26 protein-coding genes and 1 riboswitch are annotated in these 19,843 nt (G+C 41.3%); of the genes, 22 read left to right on the top strand and 4 right to left on the bottom strand.

Going from position 1 to position 19,843, the window contains the following annotated elements:
- Nucleotides 1-16 precede the first annotated feature (16 nt).
- The 6 genes from spoVAC to lysA all read left to right on the top strand — a co-directional run bounded on the left by spoVAC (nucleotide 17) and on the right by lysA (nucleotide 5,330).
- Entirely contained in the window at nucleotides 17-469 is a 453-nt protein-coding gene (spoVAC, locus tag V7L95_RS17440) for a stage V sporulation protein AC (protein ID WP_024718929.1), read from the top strand.
- 12 nt (nucleotides 470-481) lie between these two features.
- Nucleotides 482-1,498 carry a stage V sporulation protein AD gene (spoVAD, locus tag V7L95_RS17435; protein WP_008344437.1) on the top strand — a complete coding sequence of 339 codons (1,017 nt, stop codon included), beginning with the start codon at nucleotides 482-484 and terminating at the stop codon, nucleotides 1,496-1,498.
- Nucleotides 1,498-1,848 carry a stage V sporulation protein AE gene (spoVAE, locus tag V7L95_RS17430; protein ID WP_007501045.1) on the top strand — a complete coding sequence of 117 codons (351 nt, stop codon included), beginning with the start codon at nucleotides 1,498-1,500 and terminating at the stop codon, nucleotides 1,846-1,848. Before spoVAD ends, spoVAE begins: the two co-directional genes overlap by 1 nt.
- 6 nt (nucleotides 1,849-1,854) lie before the next feature.
- Nucleotides 1,855-2,463, top strand: coding sequence for a stage V sporulation protein AE (locus V7L95_RS17425; protein ID WP_007501044.1), 609 nt, complete (start codon nucleotides 1,855-1,857; stop codon nucleotides 2,461-2,463).
- Nucleotides 2,417-3,889 (top strand): spore germination protein, encoded by a 1,473-nt coding sequence (locus V7L95_RS17420; protein WP_007501043.1) that lies wholly within the window; start codon nucleotides 2,417-2,419, stop codon nucleotides 3,887-3,889. Before V7L95_RS17425 ends, V7L95_RS17420 begins: the two co-directional genes overlap by 47 nt.
- Before the next feature lie 115 nt (nucleotides 3,890-4,004).
- Nucleotides 4,005-5,330: a diaminopimelate decarboxylase gene (gene lysA / locus V7L95_RS17415; RefSeq protein ID WP_008344445.1), complete on the top strand. Its 1,326-nt coding sequence runs from the start codon at nucleotides 4,005-4,007 to the stop codon at nucleotides 5,328-5,330.
- Between the two features lie 40 nt (nucleotides 5,331-5,370).
- Here the strand turns inward: lysA and V7L95_RS17410 are convergent, their stop codons facing one another.
- Nucleotides 5,371-6,255, bottom strand: coding sequence for a DUF1002 domain-containing protein (locus V7L95_RS17410; RefSeq protein ID WP_017359791.1), 885 nt, complete (start codon nucleotides 6,253-6,255; stop codon nucleotides 5,371-5,373).
- Between the two features lie 321 nt (nucleotides 6,256-6,576).
- Here V7L95_RS17410 and V7L95_RS17405 point away from each other — a divergent pair, with 321 nt between their 5' ends.
- The gene (locus V7L95_RS17405; protein ID WP_007501040.1) at nucleotides 6,577-7,014 is read left to right on the top strand and encodes a peptidylprolyl isomerase; all 438 of its coding nucleotides are present in this window, start codon (nucleotides 6,577-6,579) and stop codon (nucleotides 7,012-7,014) included.
- Between the two features lie 30 nt (nucleotides 7,015-7,044).
- Here the strand turns inward: V7L95_RS17405 and V7L95_RS17400 are convergent, their stop codons facing one another.
- Nucleotides 7,045-8,307: an MFS transporter gene (locus V7L95_RS17400; RefSeq protein ID WP_129548449.1), complete on the bottom strand. Its 1,263-nt coding sequence runs from the start codon at nucleotides 8,305-8,307 to the stop codon at nucleotides 7,045-7,047.
- Between the two features lie 239 nt (nucleotides 8,308-8,546).
- Here V7L95_RS17400 and V7L95_RS17395 point away from each other — a divergent pair, with 239 nt between their 5' ends.
- The 7 genes from V7L95_RS17395 to V7L95_RS17365 all read left to right on the top strand — a co-directional run bounded on the left by V7L95_RS17395 (nucleotide 8,547) and on the right by V7L95_RS17365 (nucleotide 12,892).
- Nucleotides 8,547-9,128 (top strand): TetR/AcrR family transcriptional regulator, encoded by a 582-nt coding sequence (locus V7L95_RS17395; protein ID WP_046343886.1) that lies wholly within the window; start codon nucleotides 8,547-8,549, stop codon nucleotides 9,126-9,128.
- Between the two features lie 197 nt (nucleotides 9,129-9,325).
- Nucleotides 9,326-9,562, top strand: a complete 237-nt coding sequence (locus tag V7L95_RS17390) for a DUF2164 domain-containing protein (protein ID WP_017359788.1) — start codon at nucleotides 9,326-9,328, stop codon at nucleotides 9,560-9,562.
- A gap of 234 nt (nucleotides 9,563-9,796) precedes the next feature.
- Nucleotides 9,797-10,141, top strand: a complete 345-nt coding sequence (locus V7L95_RS17385; protein ID WP_008344451.1) for a hypothetical protein — start codon at nucleotides 9,797-9,799, stop codon at nucleotides 10,139-10,141.
- Between the two features lie 114 nt (nucleotides 10,142-10,255).
- Nucleotides 10,256-10,397: riboswitch (FMN riboswitch) on the top strand.
- Nucleotides 10,398-10,648: 251 nt separating this feature from the next.
- Nucleotides 10,649-11,299, top strand: coding sequence for a riboflavin synthase (gene ribE / locus V7L95_RS17380; protein WP_026050106.1), 651 nt, complete (start codon nucleotides 10,649-10,651; stop codon nucleotides 11,297-11,299).
- Nucleotides 11,300-11,310: 11 nt separating this feature from the next.
- The gene (gene ribB, locus V7L95_RS17375; protein ID WP_080934044.1) at nucleotides 11,311-11,934 is read left to right on the top strand and encodes a 3,4-dihydroxy-2-butanone-4-phosphate synthase; all 624 of its coding nucleotides are present in this window, start codon (nucleotides 11,311-11,313) and stop codon (nucleotides 11,932-11,934) included.
- A gap of 26 nt (nucleotides 11,935-11,960) precedes the next feature.
- Nucleotides 11,961-12,425 (top strand): 6,7-dimethyl-8-ribityllumazine synthase, encoded by a 465-nt coding sequence (gene ribE, locus V7L95_RS17370; protein WP_007501031.1) that lies wholly within the window; start codon nucleotides 11,961-11,963, stop codon nucleotides 12,423-12,425.
- A 113-nt stretch (nucleotides 12,426-12,538) separates the two neighbouring features.
- Nucleotides 12,539-12,892: a GNAT family N-acetyltransferase gene (locus tag V7L95_RS17365; RefSeq protein ID WP_008344455.1), complete on the top strand. Its 354-nt coding sequence runs from the start codon at nucleotides 12,539-12,541 to the stop codon at nucleotides 12,890-12,892.
- Nucleotides 12,893-13,120: 228 nt separating this feature from the next.
- Here the strand turns inward: V7L95_RS17365 and V7L95_RS17360 are convergent, their stop codons facing one another.
- Both V7L95_RS17360 and V7L95_RS17355 read right to left on the bottom strand, forming a co-directional pair.
- Complete coding sequence (locus V7L95_RS17360) at nucleotides 13,121-13,645, bottom strand: DUF309 domain-containing protein (protein WP_019743088.1); 525 nt, start codon at nucleotides 13,643-13,645, stop codon at nucleotides 13,121-13,123.
- 88 nt (nucleotides 13,646-13,733) lie between these two features.
- Nucleotides 13,734-13,826: a YjcZ family sporulation protein gene (locus tag V7L95_RS17355; RefSeq protein ID WP_008359694.1), complete on the bottom strand. Its 93-nt coding sequence runs from the start codon at nucleotides 13,824-13,826 to the stop codon at nucleotides 13,734-13,736.
- A gap of 210 nt (nucleotides 13,827-14,036) precedes the next feature.
- Between V7L95_RS17355 and V7L95_RS17350 the strand changes: the two genes are divergently transcribed.
- The 8 genes from V7L95_RS17350 to V7L95_RS17315 all read left to right on the top strand — a co-directional run bounded on the left by V7L95_RS17350 (nucleotide 14,037) and on the right by V7L95_RS17315 (nucleotide 19,842).
- Nucleotides 14,037-14,795, top strand: coding sequence for a segregation/condensation protein A (locus V7L95_RS17350; protein ID WP_007501021.1), 759 nt, complete (start codon nucleotides 14,037-14,039; stop codon nucleotides 14,793-14,795).
- Complete coding sequence (gene scpB / locus V7L95_RS17345; RefSeq protein WP_081114607.1) at nucleotides 14,785-15,378, top strand: SMC-Scp complex subunit ScpB; 594 nt, start codon at nucleotides 14,785-14,787, stop codon at nucleotides 15,376-15,378. The genes V7L95_RS17350 and scpB overlap by 11 nt, the downstream gene beginning before the upstream one ends.
- 113 nt (nucleotides 15,379-15,491) lie before the next feature.
- The gene (locus V7L95_RS17340) at nucleotides 15,492-15,971 is read left to right on the top strand and encodes a YpuI family protein (protein WP_046343883.1); all 480 of its coding nucleotides are present in this window, start codon (nucleotides 15,492-15,494) and stop codon (nucleotides 15,969-15,971) included.
- 113 nt (nucleotides 15,972-16,084) lie between these two features.
- The gene (locus V7L95_RS17335; RefSeq protein WP_019743085.1) at nucleotides 16,085-17,236 is read left to right on the top strand and encodes a D-alanyl-D-alanine carboxypeptidase family protein; all 1,152 of its coding nucleotides are present in this window, start codon (nucleotides 16,085-16,087) and stop codon (nucleotides 17,234-17,236) included.
- Entirely contained in the window at nucleotides 17,224-17,811 is a 588-nt protein-coding gene (locus tag V7L95_RS17330) for a nucleoside recognition domain-containing protein (protein ID WP_007501015.1), read from the top strand. Before V7L95_RS17335 ends, V7L95_RS17330 begins: the two co-directional genes overlap by 13 nt.
- 4 nt (nucleotides 17,812-17,815) lie before the next feature.
- The gene (locus V7L95_RS17325; RefSeq protein WP_017359781.1) at nucleotides 17,816-18,352 is read left to right on the top strand and encodes a spore maturation protein; all 537 of its coding nucleotides are present in this window, start codon (nucleotides 17,816-17,818) and stop codon (nucleotides 18,350-18,352) included.
- 134 nt (nucleotides 18,353-18,486) lie between these two features.
- Nucleotides 18,487-19,221: a 23S rRNA pseudouridine(2605) synthase RluB gene (gene rluB / locus V7L95_RS17320; RefSeq protein WP_007501012.1), complete on the top strand. Its 735-nt coding sequence runs from the start codon at nucleotides 18,487-18,489 to the stop codon at nucleotides 19,219-19,221.
- Nucleotides 19,222-19,311: 90 nt separating this feature from the next.
- Nucleotides 19,312-19,842, top strand: coding sequence for a thiol-disulfide oxidoreductase ResA (locus V7L95_RS17315; RefSeq protein WP_008344474.1), 531 nt, complete (start codon nucleotides 19,312-19,314; stop codon nucleotides 19,840-19,842).
- The last annotated feature ends 1 nt before the right edge of the window (nucleotide 19,843 follow it).

Genomic DNA, 19,843 nt, shown 5'->3' with positions numbered 1-19,843 from the left:
GTGGAGGGAACAACACGTGTCAAGTTTAAAAGAGAACTATCCATCTAAAGTGAAAACGTATCAGCCGAAACCTCCTTATGTACTGAACTGCATCAAGGCTTTTCTTGTCGGCGGTTTGATTTGTGCGATAGGCGAGGGATTGCAAAATTTCTATATTACTTTTTTTGATTTTAATGAGAAGACAGCAGGGAATCCAACGGTGGCGACCCTTATTTTAATTTCTTCTATTTTAACTGGTATTGGTATTTACGATAAAATCGGCCAGTTTGCTGGAGCGGGATCAGCTGTCCCGGTGACAGGATTTGCAAATAGCATGACAAGTGCGGCTCTTGAGCATAAAAGTGAAGGGCTTGTGTTAGGTGTAGCGACCAACATGTTTAAACTGGCTGGGAACGTCATTGTGTTTGGCGTCGTCTCGGCATATGTCGTAGGGATTATTCGATACGTCTTGGAAAAGATGTTTTCGTAGGAGGAATAAAACGTGAAACTAACAGGTAAGCAATCTTGGGTATTTGAACACAAGCTTTATGTGAATGCGGAAGGAACAGCTGCAGGACCGAAAGAAAAAGAAGGCCCAATCGGTCATCTCATTGATAAAACCTATGATGAAATGCACTGTTATCAAAAGAACTGGGAAATGGCTGAAAGGCAGCTCATGGATGATGCCATATCAATGGCCTTATCAAAAGCCAATTTGCAAAAAAGTGATATTGACCTTCTGCTGGCAGGAGATTTACTGAACCAAAACGTGACAGCCAACTATGTGGCAAGAGAACTCAAAATCCCGTTTCTTTGTTTATTTGGTGCCTGCTCCACATCTATGGAATCAGTTGCCATTGCCTCAGCGCTAGTAGATGGTGGCTTTGCCAATAGAGCACTTGCTGCGACAAGCAGTCACAATGCGACGGCAGAGCGGCAATTTCGTAATCCAACAGAATATGGCGGGCAAAAACCCGATACAGCCACAAGTACAGTGACAGGGAGCGGTGCTGTCGTCATCAGCCAAGAACCTTCCCAAATTCAAATTACAAGTGCCACCGTCGGACGGGTGATGGATCTTGGGATTACAGATCCATTTGATATGGGTTCGGCTATGGCGCCTGCAGCGGCAGACACAATCAAACAACATTTAGAAGACTTAGGAAGAACAGTAGATGATTATGATCTCATCCTAACAGGAGATCTATCTGGAATTGGATCGCCTATTTTAAAGGATCTTCTGAAAGAAGATGGCATTCAGCTTGGACGAAAGCATGATGATTGCGGATTAATCATATACACACCTGATCAAAATGTATTCGCTGGAGGCAGCGGCTGTGCCTGCTCAGCTGTCGTGACATTCAGTCACATCTTTCAAGAAATGAAAGCAGGGAATTTACAAAGAGTATTGGTTGTAGCAACCGGGGCGCTTCTCAGCCCAATGATGGTTCAGCAAAAAGAGACCATTCCAACCATTGCGCACGGAGTTGTATTTGAGCGTGCAGGAGGAGAAAGCTAATGGATTATTTGATTGCTTTTGTTGCAGGCGGACTGATTTGCGTGATCGGCCAGCTTTTACTTGATGTACTGAAACTCACACCAGCACATGTCATGACGACCTTTGTTGTGGCAGGGACGATTTTAGACGGGTTTGGTATTTATGATAAATTTATTGAATTTGCAGGAGCGGGTGCTACCGTCCCTATCGTAAGCTTTGGTCATAGCTTGCTTCATGGGGCGATGCATCAGGCTGATGTCCATGGATTTATTGGAATCGGAATTGGGATTTTTGAGTTAACCTCTGCTGGAATATCAGCTGCAATTTTATTTTCATTTATCATTGCACTTATCTTTAAACCGAAAGGATAACCTAATATGGGGCAAAGACGCAAAGTCATTTTAGTGACAGACGGAGATATATATGCTGCCAAAACGATTGAGCTTGTCGCAAAGAAAGTCGGCGGAAGATGTATTTCCAGCTCAAAAGGGAATCCGAGCAAACGAACAGGACCAGAACTGGTCCAGATGATTTTAAAAACGCCGTATGACCCAGTGTTTGTCATGTTTGATGATTCTGGCTTAACAGGTGAAGGAACAGGGGAGACGGCGATGAAGCACGTAGCACGTCACCCTGAAATTGAAGTGATTGGCGCCATTGCAGTGGCATCTAAAACCCATCAAGCGGAATGGACAAAGGTACATGTCTCCATTGACCGGGAAGGTGAACTGACAGAATACGGCGTTGACAAACATGGACTTCCAGAAATGGAACCACACAAAATGAGTGGAGATACAGTGTATTGTCTCGATTCACTACAGCTTCCGATTGTTGTCGGCATTGGAGATATTGGCAAGATGGGACGGAAAGATGATCTAAGCAAAGGGTCCCCCATCACAATGAAGGCAGTCGAATTAATTTTAGAAAGGAGCGGTTTCCATGAAGAAAGACAAGGTGCACGTGTACCGAGATCCGAAGAAAAATGAAGATTTTTTCAAAGACAATGTCGGGATGGGTCTCAGCTTTGACCTTGGCGTTCGGAAAATTTATGTCCATGATCAGGAAATCCAGCTTTACTATGTAAATGGATTATGTGATACACAATATGTGATCTATTTATTAAAAGAACTGATTGAAATCAATGACAACGAACCTGAATCAGATGATCTTGCACGTGTGGTAGAAAACCGTCTTGTCAATCAGCAAGTCTCAAAAGTTGAAACGCTTGATGAAGCAGTGGATCAAGTGTTGTCTGGACTTGTAGCAGTCGTTGTCGAAGGTGAAAATTACGCATTTATCATTGACGTCAGGAGCTACCCTGGCAGAATGCCGGAGGAACCGGATACAGAAAAGGTTGTCAGAGGTGCAAGAGACGGCTTTGTTGAAAACATCATTGTGAACACAGCACTCATTCGCAGAAGAGTGCGGGATGAAAAATTGCGATACAAAATGCTTAAAGTAGGCGAGCGTTCTAAAGCAGACGTCTGTGTTTGTTATATTGAAGACATTGCTGATCCTGATCTTGTTGATATTATCGAAAAGGAAGTGTCTGGGATTAAAGTTGACGGACTGACGATGTCTGATAAAACAATAGAAGAATTTATCATTAAGCAAGGATATAATCCCTTCCCGCTTGTGCGATACACCGAGCGCCCAGATGTAGCCGCTAACCATATATTAGAAGGGCATGTCATCATCATTACGGATACATCTCCTAGTGTCATCATTACACCAACCACTATTTTTCATCACGTTCAACATGCTGAAGAATACCGCCAGGCGCCAGCAGTTGGGACTTTTTTAAGATGGGTGCGTTTTTTAGGCATCTTATGTTCTACTTTTCTTTTGCCGATCTGGTTTCTTTTTATTCTAGAACCGAATCTTCTGCCAGACAATCTAAGCTATATTGGATTTAACAAACCTTCTCATATCCCTGTCATTCTCCAAGTATTCCTTGCTGATTTTGGGGTGGAATTTTTACGAATGGCGGCGATCCATACGCCGACCGCCTTGTCGACTGCCATGGGCTTGATTGCGGCCGTTTTAATTGGACAAATTGCAATTGATGTCGGTTTATTTACACCAGAGGTCATATTATACGTCTCGCTAGCAGCCATCGGCACATTCACCACTCCAAGTTATGAACTGAGTGTCGCTAATAAAATCATCCGACTGATCATATTAGCACTAGTAGCGATCTTTAAGCTGAATGGATTGATCATCGGTTTTACGCTGTTACTTATTTATTTAACATCCATTCGTTCCTTACAGACACCTTATATGTGGCCGTTCATTCCTTTTAATGGAAAGGCTTTGTGGCAAGTGCTCATTCGGACGTCTGTACCTGGCTCAAAAGTAAGGCCAAGCATCGTTCACCCTCAGAACAGATCAAAAATTCCGCCAAATTCTTAACGCTCGTTGAAAGTGGCTGAAGATTGTGATATTGTATTTTTAACTTTGAGAAACGGCAAAAGGCAGCTTGTGCAGCTGTCTTTTTTCAGCCGAGGCGGAGAAAGAGGGAATGACATTGTATTTACACGGCACTTGCAGACAAAATGAACTCGGACATTTAGAAATTGGTGGTGTTGATGCCGTTTCTTTAGCTGAAACGTATGGGACACCACTTTATGTATATGATGTGGCTTTAATACGGGAGCGTGCAAAAAGCTTTCAGAAAGCATTTATTGAAGAAGAACTAAAAGCTCAGGTGGCATATGCGAGTAAGGCGTTTTCTTCTATTGCCATGTTCCAGCTGGCAAAAGAAGAAGGCTTATCACTTGATGTCGTTTCAGGCGGGGAGCTGCACACAGCCATTTGTGCCGGTTTTCCAGTAGAAAAAATTCATTTCCATGGTAACAACAAAAGCAGAGAAGAATTAAAGATGGCACTAGAGCACGGAATTGGCTGTATTGTCGTTGATAATTTCTATGAAATGACGCTCATTGAACAGCTTGGTCAAGAGCTGTCAAAACAGGTGAAAGTACTACTCCGCATCACGCCGGGTGTCGAAGCACATACGCATGACTACATTACAACAGGTCAAGAAGATTCAAAATTCGGTTTTGACCTTCATAATGGACAAGCAGACGAAGCGGTGAAACAAGTGCTTAAATCAGAAGTGATCGAGCTCTTAGGTGTTCATTGTCATATCGGCTCACAAATTTTTGATACGGCTGGTTTTGTCCTTGCGGCAGATAAGATTTTCTTGAAGCTAGATGAATGGAGAGAATCATTTGGCTTTATTTCCACAGTGCTGAACTTAGGCGGAGGTTTTGGCATCCGTTATACAGAAGAGGATGAGCCACTGCCTGCGACTGAATATGTGGAGAAAATTATTCAAGCGGTGAAAGAAAATGTAGCCCGCTATGAATTTGAGATGCCTGAAATTTGGATTGAGCCAGGCCGTTCACTTGTTGGAGATGCAGGAACCACTCTTTATACGATCGGCTCATCCAAACATGTACCTGGCATTCGCGATTATGTAGCCATTGACGGCGGAATGAGTGATAACATTCGACCTGCTTTATATCAAGCGAAATATGAAGCAGCGAGCGCCAATAAAATGAGCCAAACGCATGATCAAACTGTGTCCATTGCAGGGAAATGCTGCGAGAGTGGAGATATGCTCATTTGGGATATTGATCTGCCAGAGTTATCACAGGGAGACTTATTAGCTGTCTTTTGTACAGGAGCTTATGGCTACAGCATGTCAAACAACTATAACCGTATCCCGCGCCCGGCTGTAGTATTTGTAGAAGATGGGGAAGCGCAGCTTGTCGTTGAGCGTGAGACATATGAGGACATTGTCAAATTGGATTTACCTTATCAATCAAAAGTGAAATCATCGACTTAAAAAAAGCTGCCTGATCATCAGGCAGCTTTTTCTATGACATTTATTTTCCACCAGTAAATACAGAGACGATCGCGTTCCAAATGGAGACAAAGAAATCCCAAATTTTCTGTAGAAGGTTTTTCCCTTCATCTGATTCTATGAATTTTGTAATCTTGTCTTTTGCTTTATCAATTTGAGATCCGACTTGTTTCCAATCGATATTGATATTTTTCATTTTATCGAAGAGAGAGACAAGTTGATCTTTTTGGTCCTGCGTCAGATTTAAGTTCAAATCAGAAGCGGCTTGATCTACTTTTTCTTCCACTTCTTTTGTTGTTTTAGGAACTCCATTTTTGGCAATGTCATCTTTGATTTTTGCAATCAGAGCAGAAGCATTGTCTTTTCCAATAGAGTCACCCAATTTAGATGTTGTTACAAGCTCTTCGTTAGCCACCTGTTTCACATCTTCGGGAATGGCTTTGTCGCTTGACACCTCATAGGCTTTTAATAAACCTGTCAGTGCTGCTGTGCCAGATACTTCAAACGGCGCCGTCACGACAACCTTTGCATCTTTCACGCCTGCGGTCATTAAAGCATTTAAATACATCTCATCTGTAATGGTCTTAATGTTATGTGTATCCACAGTCAGACCCGTACCTGATTTTTCAATAGTAATAGATGAAGATGATAATGCTCGAGTCCCGATTTGAGAGCGAGGGATATACTTTCCTAAATATTCGTGCTCTTCTTTATTGGTTACTTCAATTTTTGTCGCATTTTCAGGTGGATTCAACTCGTCAAGCACCTTCTGGCGATCAGCCGGTGTTAAGTCTTGCCCGAGTGTGACGATGACATCGCCGACAGCTGCATCCGCTAAGCTGACTTTTGGCGCACCAATCAGTAAAAGGAGCGCTGCCATCATACCAAGCATTGTTTTTTTAAACATGTTGACCTCCTTCAAGTCGAAAGCGTTTCTCGATGGTGAGAAACTCATCTTTTGAGTACATGATTTGAATCGTACTTCATCATATAGACGTAACAAATCAGTCTGACGTTTCAATTATCTTTTAAAGATGTTTGAAACCTCCAATATGATGAAGTGTTTTGCTCAGTCTGTGATCATTTCCTTAGGAGAAAAGGATCAAGCTCTTTTATTTTATCAATGTTGGCAAAAGAGGTAAATCACATTAGGTAAGCAGGGGATGTTTAACATCACCGAAAATGTGCTATAATGAGCGTTGTTTAAGCTGAAAGGAGAATGTGAAAAATGGCGAAAAAAGGATACATACAATTAACGAATGGAAAGAAAATTGAGTTTGAACTGTACCCAGAGGCTGCTCCAGGTACAGTAGCAAACTTTGAAAAATTAGCGAATGAAGGCTTCTACGATGGATTGAAATTCCACCGCGTGATCCCAGGGTTCGTAAGCCAAGGCGGCGATCCAAACGGTAATGGAACTGGAGGACCTGGTTACACCATTAAATGTGAAACAGAAGGAAACCCTCATCAGCACGAGAGAGGTTCATTATCAATGGCACACGCTGGTAAAGACACTGGCGGCAGCCAATTCTTTATCGTACATGACCCACAGCCGCACTTAAACGGTGTTCACACTGTTTTTGGTAAAGTAACATCTGGTATCGAGGCTGTTCTTGACATGGAACAAGGTCAAGGGATGGAAAAAGTCGAAGTTATCGATGCTTAATCCAAAACACCGCTTAATTGCGGTGTTTTTTTATTTTAAATCTGATGTTCCTGTGATCTGTGCCGTGAAGCGGTAGGTGATCATCCAATATAAAAGGGCTAAGGCGCTGATAGAGGCTCCAAATAAACATACCCCATTCCAGCCAGCGTTTGCGTATATGTTAGTTGATACAATAGAACCGAGCGCACTGCCGAGGGAATAAAAAATCATATAAGCAGCAGTCAGCCGGCTTCTCGCCTCAGGCCGGACCATGAAAATCATACTTTGATTGGTCACATGAACGGCCTGCACAGATAGGTCAAGAATGACGATACCAACGATTAATAAAATGAGGGAATATTCAGTGAAAAAAATAAAACACCATGAAAAGAGTAATAGGACAAGGGCGATGCACGTTGTTAACTGTCCTAAGCCTCGATCAGCAAGGCTTCCAGCTCGAGCGGCACCTAATGCTCCGGCAACTCCAGCAAGGCCAAATGCACCAATCGCCGTATGTGACAGATTGTATGGCGTAGTGCTGAGAGGCAGCACAAGTGAAGTCCACAGCGTGCCAAACACAACAAAGATCAGAAAACCCAGTACGCCACGAATACGTAGAATTCGTTCTTGTCTGAACAATATAAACATTGAAGCGAGCAAGTTCACATAGGATATGGAGACTCTCTTGTTGTCAGCACGAGGAAGATACCGGTACAACACGCCAGTGATGATCAGCATCATCACGCCGGAAACGAGATAGACTGATCTCCAGCCGGCGAGATCGGTTAGTACACCAGCAAACGTTCGTGCGAGAAGAATACCAATCACAATTCCACTTTGAACCAAGCCCACTATGCGGCCACGTTCTTCAGGAGCGGCCCATGTCGCTGCGAATGCTACGAGTACCTGAGTGACTACAGCGAGCAGTCCCACCGCAGCTAGTCCTATAAACAGGACGGTGGCGGTAGGGGCGATACTGACTAGAATGAGAGATAACACGGATACTAGCATTTGAGCTACGATGAGCCGCCGTTGGTTGAACAGATCACCAAGTGGTACGATCAGTAGCAGTCCTAGCGCATAACAAAGCTGAGTAATCGTAATGACCATACCAACGGATGAATAGCTGATACCAAACTCGGATGCGAGGGAGTCTAATAATGGCTGTGCAAAGTATATGTTTGCAACTGCCATCCCGGAGGCTGTCGCAAACAGTAGAGCCATATTGCGAGTCATCGTTGATCGGGTGGTTATTTGTAAATGAGTCGTTTCCAGATCAGAATGTTCAACGGCATTCATCTTTTCTTTTTTCATGCATGTCATCCGCTCCTTTTGTACTGAAAAGTATAATATACTGATCGATATAGAATGATTCCTGTTAAGGATAACCATAGAAACGTTTTAAAGTCAAGATGATATAGTGAAGATCGTAGTCGGTTTGACAATGATATGTCAATAAAATAAAATGATAATGTACCGATGAGTAAAAACGTTATAAGAAATAGATGATTGATTTAGTGAAGAGATTTTTATGATAGAAATGAGGGTTGATAATGGTTCGACAACGGGAATTTGATGAGGAAAAAGCGTTAGATGAGGCCTTGTTGCTTTTTTGGGAGAAGGGGTACAGAGCCACTACATTAAGCGACTTAACTGCAAAAATGGGAATACAGCGGCCAAGCTTATACTCAGCGTTCGGTGATAAAGAGGAATTGTTTGAAGCAGCATTACGCAAATATACAACTCAGCATGCAGCACATATTCGATCAAAACTGCAAAACAATCTATCTGCAAAGGAAGCATTTCATACATTATTTGCTGAATTAGTAGAAGAGGAATATGGAGATGGGCCGAGTAAAGGGTGCTTCTGCATCAATACAATAGTCGAGCTTGCCCCCCACGAAGAGAAATTTGAAATTCTCACAAGAGAGCATCAAATGTATCTTTCGGTCATTTTTGAAGAAAAAATTGTACAAGGTATTCGCTCGGGTGAGCTCGAAAGCAGTCTGAATGCCAAAGCCTTAGCACAGGCGTTGGTTGTTTCTTTTATTGGACTTACAGTTCTCATGAAATCTCGCCCAGAGCGTTCATTTGTAGATCATTCTGTGGCGACGATACTATCCATATTGAAATAAATAGTCTATATAAAAAAGCGTATTTTGATCAATTGATTAAAACACGCTTTTTCTTTTAGGGTGTGATGGACACGTTTTTGTGATATGATAAGAGAACAAATATTCGTATTCGTGAGTGTCACCATATGTAGCTCTAAAAATAAGTGAAAGTGCACATCTAAAAAGCGTGTGATCATGCAAAGAAAGCAGGAGATACTTTGAAACCATTAACAAAAGAAGAAAAAAACCAGATGATGATTGCTATTCAACGTTACTTTGCCGAAGAACGAGAAGAGGAGATTGGTGAATTAGCAGCCATCAATATATTAGAATTTATCACAAAACATCTTGGAAGCTACTATTATAATCAAGGGGTTCGTGACAGCCGAAATATCGCTGTTCAAAGATCTCAATTGTTAGAGGAAGATCTATTCGCATTAGAGAAAAGAATATAATCAAAAAGCTCGTCTTTCTTGTTTACCCTGCTAACAGATAAAGAGGAAAAAAGACCCCCTTAATAAAGAACGCATATTCGTATCATATGTAATGATGAAAAGGTGGAACCAAAAGTCCATTTGAATCGTTATATAAGTAACCATTAATGAAAATCAGCTTTTTTGGTTTTATTTCATCAAAAGAAGGAATAGAACATACAAATAGGCGAAGTGCAGATGATGGAGGTTCTAAATATGGGGAAAATCAAATTAAAAATCGCAATCTTATTTGTTTTACTGCTTTGTTTAGGCGCAGGTTATTTATACATGAATGGCATGAAAATTGAAGATGTGCCAACAGCCATTGGCGAAAGCTTAACAAATAATGACAAAGATTACACAATCTATGAATATACCATTACAAAAATTGATGGTGATGAGTATTACGGTCAAGCCAAAAATGGCACGAAAATCATTTTTAATGGAAAGAAATTTGAAGATGATGTGGCCGATCTGAAAAAAGGCGATCGTATTAAAGCATACTTTAGTAATGAAAAAAGAATAGACGGTCTTATAAAAGTAGTAAAAGTCGTCAATTAACAAGTCTCCTTTCCCATAAGGAGGCTTTTTTTATGAACAGGTGAATAAATCTTGATTGTTGCATTTGACAACAAGGATCGCTATAATAGCCCCTAAGGACAGCTAAATATCGATTGTATCCTTCGGGGCAGGGTGAAAATCCCGACCGACGGTAATAAAGCAAATGCTTTACAGCCCGTGACCCGTTAATTTATTAACGGTTGATTCAGTGAGAAGCTGAAGCCGACAGTGAAAGTCTGGATGGGAGAAGGATAACGAAAGCTATGTATGAACAAAAATAAGTGTTGATCATAGTTTTATTTCTAATGCAAAAAAACCAAAGCCCCGGAATTTTTCCGGGGCTTTCTGTATGTCAATATAGTCATCGCATGCAGTGTTTATTAGGTGATCCCTCATTTACCTTGTATGGACCATAAAAAGCGACGAAGGTGTTCAATCGATCACATGTCCCAAACATCGCTTTTTCATAAAGTGAGAAATACAAAAGAAAGAGAAAGGGAGGATCACATGTTTACGGGGATTATTGAAGAAGTGGGTACAGTCCAGTCATTGAGCAAAAGATCCGCAGATGCCATGGAAATCATCATCAAGTGCAGTCGTGTACTAGAAGATGTTCACCTAGGCGATAGTATCGCCATCAATGGCGTTTGTCTCACTGTCACAAGCTTCACAAAAGAACAGTTTGCGGCAGATGTGATGCCTGAGACGGTCAAAGCGACATCACTTGATCAGCTTGCACCAGGTAGCCAAGTGAATTTAGAGCGAGCGATGTCCTCAAATGGACGATTCGGCGGTCATTTTGTTTCAGGCCATGTTGATGGAACGGCTGTGATTACCCGTGTAGAAAAGAAGAGTAATGCCATTTACTATGATTTGAAAATGGACAAGACCCTCACCGATATGCTCACAAAAAAGGGATCGATCGCAATAGATGGCGTCAGCTTGACTATTTTCGATTTGCGAGATGCTCACGTGACAGTTTCTATCATTCCACATACGCTTGAAGGAACTATTTTCCCGACTAAATCTATGGGGGATGTAGTAAATATTGAATGTGACATGATTGGTAAATACATTTATCGCTTTTTAACAAAAGAGCAAAACGAAAAGCAGCCATCACGATTAACCCCATCATTTTTAAAAGAGCACGGATTCTAGGAGGCGATTGTATGTATCATTCAGTTGATGAGGCAGTAAATGCCCTGAAACGAGGAGAAATCATTATCGTAGTAGATGATGAAGACAGAGAAAATGAAGGAGACTTTGTGGCACTTGCTGAGCATGCAACGCCGGAAGTCATTAACTTCATGGCTTTACATGGAAGAGGTCTTATTTGCACACCAGTTCATGCCTCGATTGCAAAACACTTGGATCTGCATCCTATGGTCGAGCGAAATACGGATGCACATCATACAGCATTTACAGTGAGCATCGACCATACGTCAACGACAACTGGTATAAGTGCTTTTGAGCGCTCAACGACCATTTTGGCCATGTTAAATAAAGAGTCAAAACCAGAAGATTTTGCCCGCCCAGGTCATGTTTTCCCTCTTATTGCGAAAGAGGGAGGCGTAGTAGAAAGACCAGGTCATACAGAAGCGGCCATTGATCTTGCTAAACTTGCGGGTTCAGTGCCAGCGGGTGTCATATGTGAAATTATGAATGCAGATGGAACCATGGCCCGTGTACCCGAACTGCAAAAAATTCAAAAAGAACACGATTTAAAGATGCTAACGATTGAAGCATTGCAGGCATATATAAACAAGCAAACAACGACAATGAAAACAAAATAAAAATCACAAAAAAGGATGATGAACATATGAATACAATACAAGGTAATGTAGTAGCAGAAGGATTAAAGTTTGGAATCGTCGTCGCTAGATTTAATGATTTTATTACAAGCAAACTACTAGACGGAGCAGAAGATACATTGCTTAGACACGGAGCAAACGGTGACGATATTGATGTCGTGTGGGTGCCGGGGGCTTTTGAAATTCCGTATATGGCAAAAAAACTAGCAGAAACAAAAAAATATGATGCAGTCATTACACTTGGAACCGTGATTCGCGGGGCAACATCACATTACGATTATGTTTGTAATGAAGCGGCTAAAGGAATTGCACAAAGTGCCATCTCAACAGGGGTGCCGATTATCTTTGGTGTACTGACAACAGAATCTATTGAACAAGCCATTGAAAGAGCCGGTACAAAGGCTGGAAATAAAGGCAGTGAATCGGCTGCAGCTGCTATTGAAATGGCCAACCTAAATCGAACGTTTCGTTAATTTGATGAAAAAGAGTTTAAAAACAACCTAAAAGTGTTTATAATGTGTGATGAGCAAGTGATTCATAAGACATTTGCTGGAAAATAGGATAATTTTAATATTGAGGGGTATATATGTTAATTCGTTACAAGAGGTCTTTTGAAAAAATTGCCATGGGACTCCTGTCCTTTATGCCGGGTGAGAAAGACGTCAAACAGCTTCAGCAGACGATAAAGTCGTATGAAATGGATGAAGATCGGCAGCTGTTCCTTTGGAAAGATGGTGAGGATATCGTCGGTGCGATTGGTGTACTGAAAACAGACGACCAAGTACAAATCGAACATATTAGTGTCAATCCGTCCCATCGTGACCAAGGCATCGGCAAGGAAATGGTATTAGCCGTGGAAGAAGTATTCAAAACGAAAACACTCATTCCAAATGAATTAACGCAAGGCTTCTTTCATAAGTGTCACAGTGAAACAAACTAAATATCACACATGTAAAAGCAGAGGTTATATGCCTCTGCTTTAGATTGTTGACAAAGGGCTAAAATGAACTTGATTTTAGCCCTTTGTCTTCTTTTTTTTCAGCGTGATAGAAAACCTTTGCAGTCTAGGAAGGACGAGTACTGGAGCGGAGCGAATTCGATATTCGTGAGCACCGGCACGCAGGACTGACACCGAATGCGAGGGTTTGCCTACATGCTGAAGCAGAGGTTATATGCCTCTGCTTTTTTTACGTTCCATCTGCTTTTCACGTTCAAGCAATACGTCCGTTCGATCACGCAGTCTATGTTTTTCAATTAAGAATGTATGGGATAAGTTGCTCTCCTGTCCGAAGGTTAAGCCTTCTTTTTCCGCCATCTCTTGGCATAAAGAAAGAAGCGTTTCATCTCGGATTGGCAGCATCACACTTTCGTAGGGCATGTCTTCATCGATTTTCTTTTTCAGTGTTCTCAGCAGTAAAAGAAATGCCTCTTCATCAAGACCTAATTCTGTTAGTATGTTCCGGTCCGAATCTAATATATGAAGGCTGTTTGAAATCAGCCGTTTTGCTCCTTTTCCATTCCCTCGTCTTTGATGATACAAAGCAACAGCAAGCTGAATGAGACCCACCCAGTACTTTTTACGCTGATGAGGAGGATCTTCTTTCCAAAATTCTTCAAGAATTTCATGACACTCAAAATAATCTCTTGTCGTATGAAATTCATGTAAAAAAGCCACGTACGCTTTAGGATACACAGCGGTCATCTCCTTTTCCACTATCAGTCTAACATACCGAAAAGAAAAGAAGAAAGAGCGCCCCTTTATGAAAGGACGCTCTGTTTCTTTAATAAACCCAAGCCGCGCCAACGATGATCAGCAAGATGAACAGCACAACAATAAGCGCAAATCCTCCGCCGAAGTAATAACCATCTCCCATAATGTTACGGCCTCCTTTTTCATCAGTTCTGATTACAATGGTATTCTATGTATAAATGCCCTCATTGGTATGGGCGAATCCACTGTTTTTCTTTTTTTGCCTGCTGCCTCATGATCGAAATTATATTGGACGAGAGCTTTATGGTGTCTTATACTAAAGGTTAGCCGATGAAAACGGTACTTAGAAGACAGTAGAAATGGTGAGAAAAGAATGCTGGAATATCAGGTGAAAATAGATTCGTTTGAGGGTCCTTTGGACTTGCTTTTACATTTAATTAACCGTTTGGAAATTGATATTTATGATATTCCCGTCGCTAAAATTACGGAGCAGTATTTATTATATGTCCACACGATGAGGGAGCTTGAACTGGATGTTGCAAGTGAGTATTTGGTGATGGCTGCAACTCTCCTGAGCATTAAAAGCAGAATGCTTCTTCCAAAACAAGAGGAAGAGCTGTTTGATGAAGACCTGATGGAAGAAGAAGAGGACCCTCGTGATGAGCTGATTGGCAAATTAATTGAATACCGCAAGTATAAAAATGCAGCGCAAGAACTGAAGGAACGTGAAGAAGAGCGGCAAAACGCCTTCACAAAACCACCAAGTGATTTAAGTGAATTTGCAAAAGAAGCAGAAGCGAAGGACACAAACTTACACGTCACGGTGTATGATATGTTAGGTGCGTTCCAAAAGGTATTGAACCGCAAAAAAATAACAAAACCAGCACCATCAAAGATTACAAGACAAGAAATCCCGATTGAAGACAAAATGAATGAGATTATGAACCATTTAAGAAAAACAAAAAAGCGAACCAATTTCATGACTTTATTTCAACATGATCAAAAGGAACACCTTGTCGTGACGTTTCTTGCTGTTCTCGAATTGATGAAGAGCCATCAAATCATGCTAGAGCAGGAAGGAAACTTTGAAGATATTTATATCATAGGGAGTGAAACGATTCATGACGCTTGATATCGTGAATTGGAAAGCCATCTTAGAAGCGCTGCTATATGCAGCAGGTGACGAAGGCTTAACAAGAAAACAGCTCATGTCTGTTCTTGAAGTTGATGAGGCAGTGTTGCTTGATATTATGTCTGCCGTAAAGGAAGAATATCAAAAACAAGAACGAGGAATTGAGCTCATTGAATATGCAGATTCATACATGCTACTGACGAAAAAAGAATACAGCGTATATTTAAAAAAATTAGTAGAGACACCATCGAAAGGTTTGTCACAGGCAGCGCTAGAAGTGCTCGCCATTGTCTCGTATAAACAACCGATTACACGCAGCGAAGTCGAGGAGATCAGAGGCGTTAAATCAGAACGAGTGCTGCATAGTTTAGTTGCCAAAGCACTGCTCTGTGAAGTAGGACGTGCCGATGGACCGGGACGAGCGATCCTTTATGGGACAACACCTACCTTTTTAGAGCAATTTGGTTTAAAAGCCTTAGATGAATTACCGCCACTTCCAGAGAATGTGGAAGCAGATGGGGTGCAAGAAGAGGCTGATCTCTTTTTTGAAAACTTCAATCAAACATTTGAAGAGATAAAATAGTTCAAAATAAGGAAAAATGTATGATAAAATATAAAAAAGATTTTAGGTCTAAAATCTTTATTTGAAAGATAAAATGGTGACAAAGCCATGAGGGGAAGGTAAACACGAAACAAATGGCACATATGAATGTAAAGGCTCAAGTTGATCAAGCAGGCGTTTTTTTATCAAAGGTTGCAGTTGAAGTGAATGATTTTCTGAACGAAGCTACCTTATCAAGCTTGAAACGATTAAACCCGGAAGCGGAAGCCTATTATTGTGACATATTAAGTACTTTGCGGAAGCTTGCAGTTTATAGCGAGGATGCCGCGGCGGTTTGCAGGAAAATTGGGCAGCAGCAGACATTCCCGCAGCAAGCCGCACAGCAGACGCTTCATCGTATTTATCATCAATGTATTGAAGAATTTTTTACACCAAAAAAGGATACATGGTATGAAGATAGCCGTTCAGCCTACACAGGAAAAAGCTGCATTGTTTTCCATCATGAAGTATCGGCTGAGGTCAAACGTTTGTTTTCTTCATTAGAAAAAGATTTTTTAACGATGAGAGAAGAGCTGGAATATACAACATCTCATCAGCAAATGAAAATGGTATAAAGAAGAATGAAAAGCGACTCTAATCATCGAGTCGCTTTTTTTTATGGACGAGGCATCATAACTTTTTCAGCCGCGCATACACTTGTACAAAACGGACAAGGACGTGAATGAACATGCCCTATTTAAAAATTGGAACAGCAGTCCTTCTTCTATTGACACTCTTACTGCCTTTTTCCTCACACGCTCAAGCAGACATTTCATTATCGGTGAGTGCGAGAAGCGCCATTTTAATAGATGGACAGTCAGGCAGAGTCCTATTTGGAAAGGACGAGCACGAAAAAAGAAGAATCGCCAGTATCACAAAAATTATGACGGCTGTATTAGCCATTGAATCAGGAAAAATGAACGACATGGTCAAAGTGTCAAAACGTGCGATTCAAGCGGAAGGTTCTTCGATTTATTTAAAGGAAGGACAGAAGGTGAGCTTAGAAGACTTGACATACGGGCTCATGCTGCGCTCTGGAAATGATGCAGCTGTTGCCATTGCAGAACATGTTGGTGGCAGCTTAGAAGGCTTTATTTTTATGATGAACCAAAAGGCCTCTGAACTAGGCATGGAGAATACGAATTTTCAAAATCCGCATGGACTCGATGATCATAAAAACCATTATTCATCAGCTTATGATATGGCAATCTTAACGAAATACGCCATGAAGCATCAGCAATATCAAAAAATTGCCGGTACCACCTTTTATAAAGCAAAAACAATCGAAGGTTATTGGAAAAACAAAAACAAGCTGCTCACTGGTTTATATCAATATTCGACTGGAGGGAAGACAGGATATACAAAACTTGCAAAACGCACGCTTGTCTCCACAGCTGCAAAAGGAGATGCTGCGCTCATTGCTGTGACGATTAATGCACCGGATGATTGGAAGGATCATATCTCAATGTTTGAGTATGCATTTGATCACTATAAAACGTATGTGCTTGCTGAAAAAGGCAGGCTCGCTTCGTTAAAAGGGACTTTTTACGAAAAAAAAGCGTTTATTAAGCGGGATGTGGACTATTTTTTAAATGAAGATGAGAAAAAACTAGTGGAAATCGAAACGGAAATGCTGACGCCTGAAAAGAAATGGGAGAAAAACAAAGAAGCGATCCCAGATGTAGTAGGGAAAATGACGTTCTTACTGGATGGTCAGGTGATTGAGCAAGTCCCCATTTTTTATGAAAATAAACGCAACCGAATGCCTCAAAAAAGCTTTCAAGAAATGTTTAAGTCTGTCTTTCAGACATCGATAGGCGGATCTTCATGGTCAATCTGATCTGGGTATTCCTCACGGTCATCGGTCTTGTCTATGCAATGTTTAACGGAACGATGCATGAAGTGAACGAAGCTGTTTTTAAAGGATCAAAAGAAGCGGTCACCATTTCAATTGGGTTGATTAGTGTTCTTGTATTCTGGCTAGGATTGATGAAGATCGCAGAAGAAGCGGGGTTGTTACATTTCTTTAGTAAATTATGCCGGCCCTTTATCTCAAAACTATTTCCTGAGATTCCTGCGAATCATCCAGCGATGGGGTATATTCTGTCCAATCTCATGGCAAATTTCTTTGGCCTTGGCAATGCCGCCACTCCACTTGGGATTAAGGCGATGGAGCAGATGAAAGCATTAAATGGCGGAAAAAATGAGGCGAGCCGGTCTATGATCACTTTTTTAGCAGTCAATACATCTTCTATCACACTTGTGCCAACGACTGTCATTGCCATTCGTATGACCTATGGTGCAGATCAGCCAACAGATATTGTAGGTCCAACCATTTTGGCGACACTTATTTCAGGTATCGGTGCGATTATGATTGATCGCTATTTCCACTATCGCAGAAGCAGGCGGGGGTGATCTTGTGGCATTTATTAACTGGCTGTCACTTGCTTTGATTCCACTGATCATCGCAGGAATATTGATTGCAGGGACGATTAAAAAAGTACCGACGTACGAAACATTTGTAGAAGGCGGGAAAGAAGGCATTCAAATTGCCTTTTCAATCATTCCGTATTTAGTCGGTATGCTTGTCGCCATTACGATTTTCCGAGCATCAGGTGCCCTTGACTTTGTCATGGAATTATTGAAACCTGTGTTTACAGCGATTGGTGTTCCTACAGAAGTGGTGCCGCTTGCTTTGATACGCCCTATATCAGGAACAGCGGCGCTTGGTATGACATCAGACTTAATCGCGACTTATGGTCCAGATTCTTTTATCGGCAAGCTTGCCGCCGTTATGCAAGGGTCAACAGATACGACCCTTTATATTTTAACCGTCTATTTTGGAGCAGTTGGTATTAAAAAAATGGGAGATGCACTGAAAGTGGGGCTGCTTGCAGACCTGATTGGGATCATTGCATCGATTATTATCGTCAGTTTGTTATTTAGCGGCGCCTAATCAGGTGCTTTTTTTATTTCGTGGATGGAAAATAGCTTTTTTGTTGAAATTAGACAGATGAAACGCTTATTTTTCCACGAATGCTTGTTTGTTTCAAGCCAAGCAAGTAAGATAGTACATGAGGTGAAAGACAAATGGAACGTTTACAGAAAGTAATTGCCCATGCCGGCGTCGCTTCTAGACGAAAGGCTGAAGAATTAATTAAAGAAGGACGAGTTACCGTTAATGGTGAAACAGTGACAGAGCTCGGAGTAAAGGTGGGCTCTTCAGATAAAATTGAAGTCAATGGCTTAAAGCTTGAAAGAGAAGAACCGGTTTACTTTATGCTTTATAAACCGCGCGGCGTCATTTCAGCTGCCGAGGATGATAAAGGACGCAAAGTCGTGACAGACTTCTTTGATGATGTTCCGCAGCGTCTGTATCCAATCGGCCGGTTGGATTATGATACGAGCGGTTTAATTTTGATTACAAATGATGGCGAATTTGCCCATAAGCTCATGCATCCGAAATATGAAATTGATAAAACGTATGCAGCGAAACTAAAAGGCATCCCTTCAAAAGAATTGCTTAGAAAGTTAGAAAAAGGAATCATGTTAGACCATAAAAAAACAGCACCTGCCCGTGCCAAAATGCTTTCAATTGATAAACGAAAGCAAACATGTATTGTGCAATTAACCATCCATGAAGGCAGAAACAGACAGGTTCGCCGCATGTTTGAAGCAATCGGCCACGACGTTTTAAAACTCAAAAGAGAGCAATATGCTTTCCTTCATATTGAAGGTATGAGACCAGGAGATCGCAGAGAATTGACGCCGCATGAAGTAAAACGTCTGAGAGCGATTGCGGATCATGGGAAAAGCGCTTTTTAATTTTCACATAAACTTCAAAAAATGAAGAAGCATCAAAAGAAGGAGAATGCTATAATTTACCTGAATGTCTATGGGGAAGGGGTACTTCAGATGAAGAAAAGACGATTTTTCATACGGACGGGCATTCTCCTCGTGATGCTTGCTGCACTATGTTATACGATGTATAACTCAGTATTTGCCAAACAGGATCAAGTCAAAGAAGGATCTATTGCGCCTAACTTTGTCCTTCAATCGGTAGATGGGGAACGGATTGAATTAAAGGACTTAAAAGGCAAAGGCGTCTTTCTCAATTTTTGGGGTACATGGTGCGGTCCATGTAAGCAGGAATTCCCTTATATGGCAAATCAGTATGAAGTGTTCAAGGATCGCGGTGTCGAAATTGTTGCCGTGAATGTGGGGGAATCCAATATTGCTGTGAAGAATTTTATGGATGCTTATGGCGTGAATTTTCCTGTTGCCATGGACAAAGATCGTCAAGTGACAGAGGCATATGATATTACGCCGCTGCCAACCACATTTTTAATTAATCCTGAAGGCAAAGTAATCAAAGTCATAAAGGGGACGATGACAGAACGTAATGTCTATGAATATATGAATTTGATTAAACCAAAGGGGTCATAGA

Source organism: Bacillus sp. PPSBB_11, assembly GCF_038023285.1.
Lineage (GTDB): Bacteria > Bacillota > Bacilli > Bacillales > Bacillaceae > Bacillus > Bacillus altitudinis.
The sequence above is the reverse complement of the archived record's forward strand: the minus strand, read 5'-3'. Positions and strand labels throughout refer to the sequence as shown.

Bases quoted from the DNA above. Each gene is read 5' to 3' on its own strand.
- spoVAE (WP_007501045.1), top strand. From the start codon at position 1,498: ATGGATTATTTGATTGCTTTTGTTGCAGGCGGACTGATTTGCGTGATC.
- V7L95_RS17425 (WP_007501044.1), top strand. From the start codon at position 1,855: ATGGGGCAAAGACGCAAAGTCATTTTAGTGACAGACGGAGATATATAT.
- V7L95_RS17420 (WP_007501043.1), top strand. From the start codon at position 2,417: ATGAAGAAAGACAAGGTGCACGTGTACCGAGATCCGAAGAAAAATGAA.
- V7L95_RS17410 (WP_017359791.1), bottom strand. From the start codon at position 6,255: ATGTTTAAAAAAACAATGCTTGGTATGATGGCAGCGCTCCTTTTACTG.
- V7L95_RS17405 (WP_007501040.1), top strand. From the start codon at position 6,577: ATGGCGAAAAAAGGATACATACAATTAACGAATGGAAAGAAAATTGAG.
- V7L95_RS17400 (WP_129548449.1), bottom strand. From the start codon at position 8,307: ATGAAAAAAGAAAAGATGAATGCCGTTGAACATTCTGATCTGGAAACG.
- V7L95_RS17395 (WP_046343886.1), top strand. From the start codon at position 8,547: ATGGTTCGACAACGGGAATTTGATGAGGAAAAAGCGTTAGATGAGGCC.
- V7L95_RS17385 (WP_008344451.1), top strand. From the start codon at position 9,797: ATGGGGAAAATCAAATTAAAAATCGCAATCTTATTTGTTTTACTGCTT.
- ribE (WP_026050106.1), top strand. From the start codon at position 10,649: ATGTTTACGGGGATTATTGAAGAAGTGGGTACAGTCCAGTCATTGAGC.
- ribB (WP_080934044.1), top strand. From the start codon at position 11,311: ATGTATCATTCAGTTGATGAGGCAGTAAATGCCCTGAAACGAGGAGAA.
- ribE (WP_007501031.1), top strand. From the start codon at position 11,961: ATGAATACAATACAAGGTAATGTAGTAGCAGAAGGATTAAAGTTTGGA.
- V7L95_RS17365 (WP_008344455.1), top strand. From the start codon at position 12,539: ATGTTAATTCGTTACAAGAGGTCTTTTGAAAAAATTGCCATGGGACTC.
- V7L95_RS17355 (WP_008359694.1), bottom strand. From the start codon at position 13,826: ATGGGAGATGGTTATTACTTCGGCGGAGGATTTGCGCTTATTGTTGTG.
- V7L95_RS17350 (WP_007501021.1), top strand. From the start codon at position 14,037: ATGCTGGAATATCAGGTGAAAATAGATTCGTTTGAGGGTCCTTTGGAC.
- scpB (WP_081114607.1), top strand. From the start codon at position 14,785: ATGACGCTTGATATCGTGAATTGGAAAGCCATCTTAGAAGCGCTGCTA.
- V7L95_RS17340 (WP_046343883.1), top strand. From the start codon at position 15,492: ATGGCACATATGAATGTAAAGGCTCAAGTTGATCAAGCAGGCGTTTTT.
- V7L95_RS17335 (WP_019743085.1), top strand. From the start codon at position 16,085: ATGCCCTATTTAAAAATTGGAACAGCAGTCCTTCTTCTATTGACACTC.
- V7L95_RS17330 (WP_007501015.1), top strand. From the start codon at position 17,224: ATGGTCAATCTGATCTGGGTATTCCTCACGGTCATCGGTCTTGTCTAT.
- rluB (WP_007501012.1), top strand. From the start codon at position 18,487: ATGGAACGTTTACAGAAAGTAATTGCCCATGCCGGCGTCGCTTCTAGA.
- V7L95_RS17315 (WP_008344474.1), top strand. From the start codon at position 19,312: ATGAAGAAAAGACGATTTTTCATACGGACGGGCATTCTCCTCGTGATG.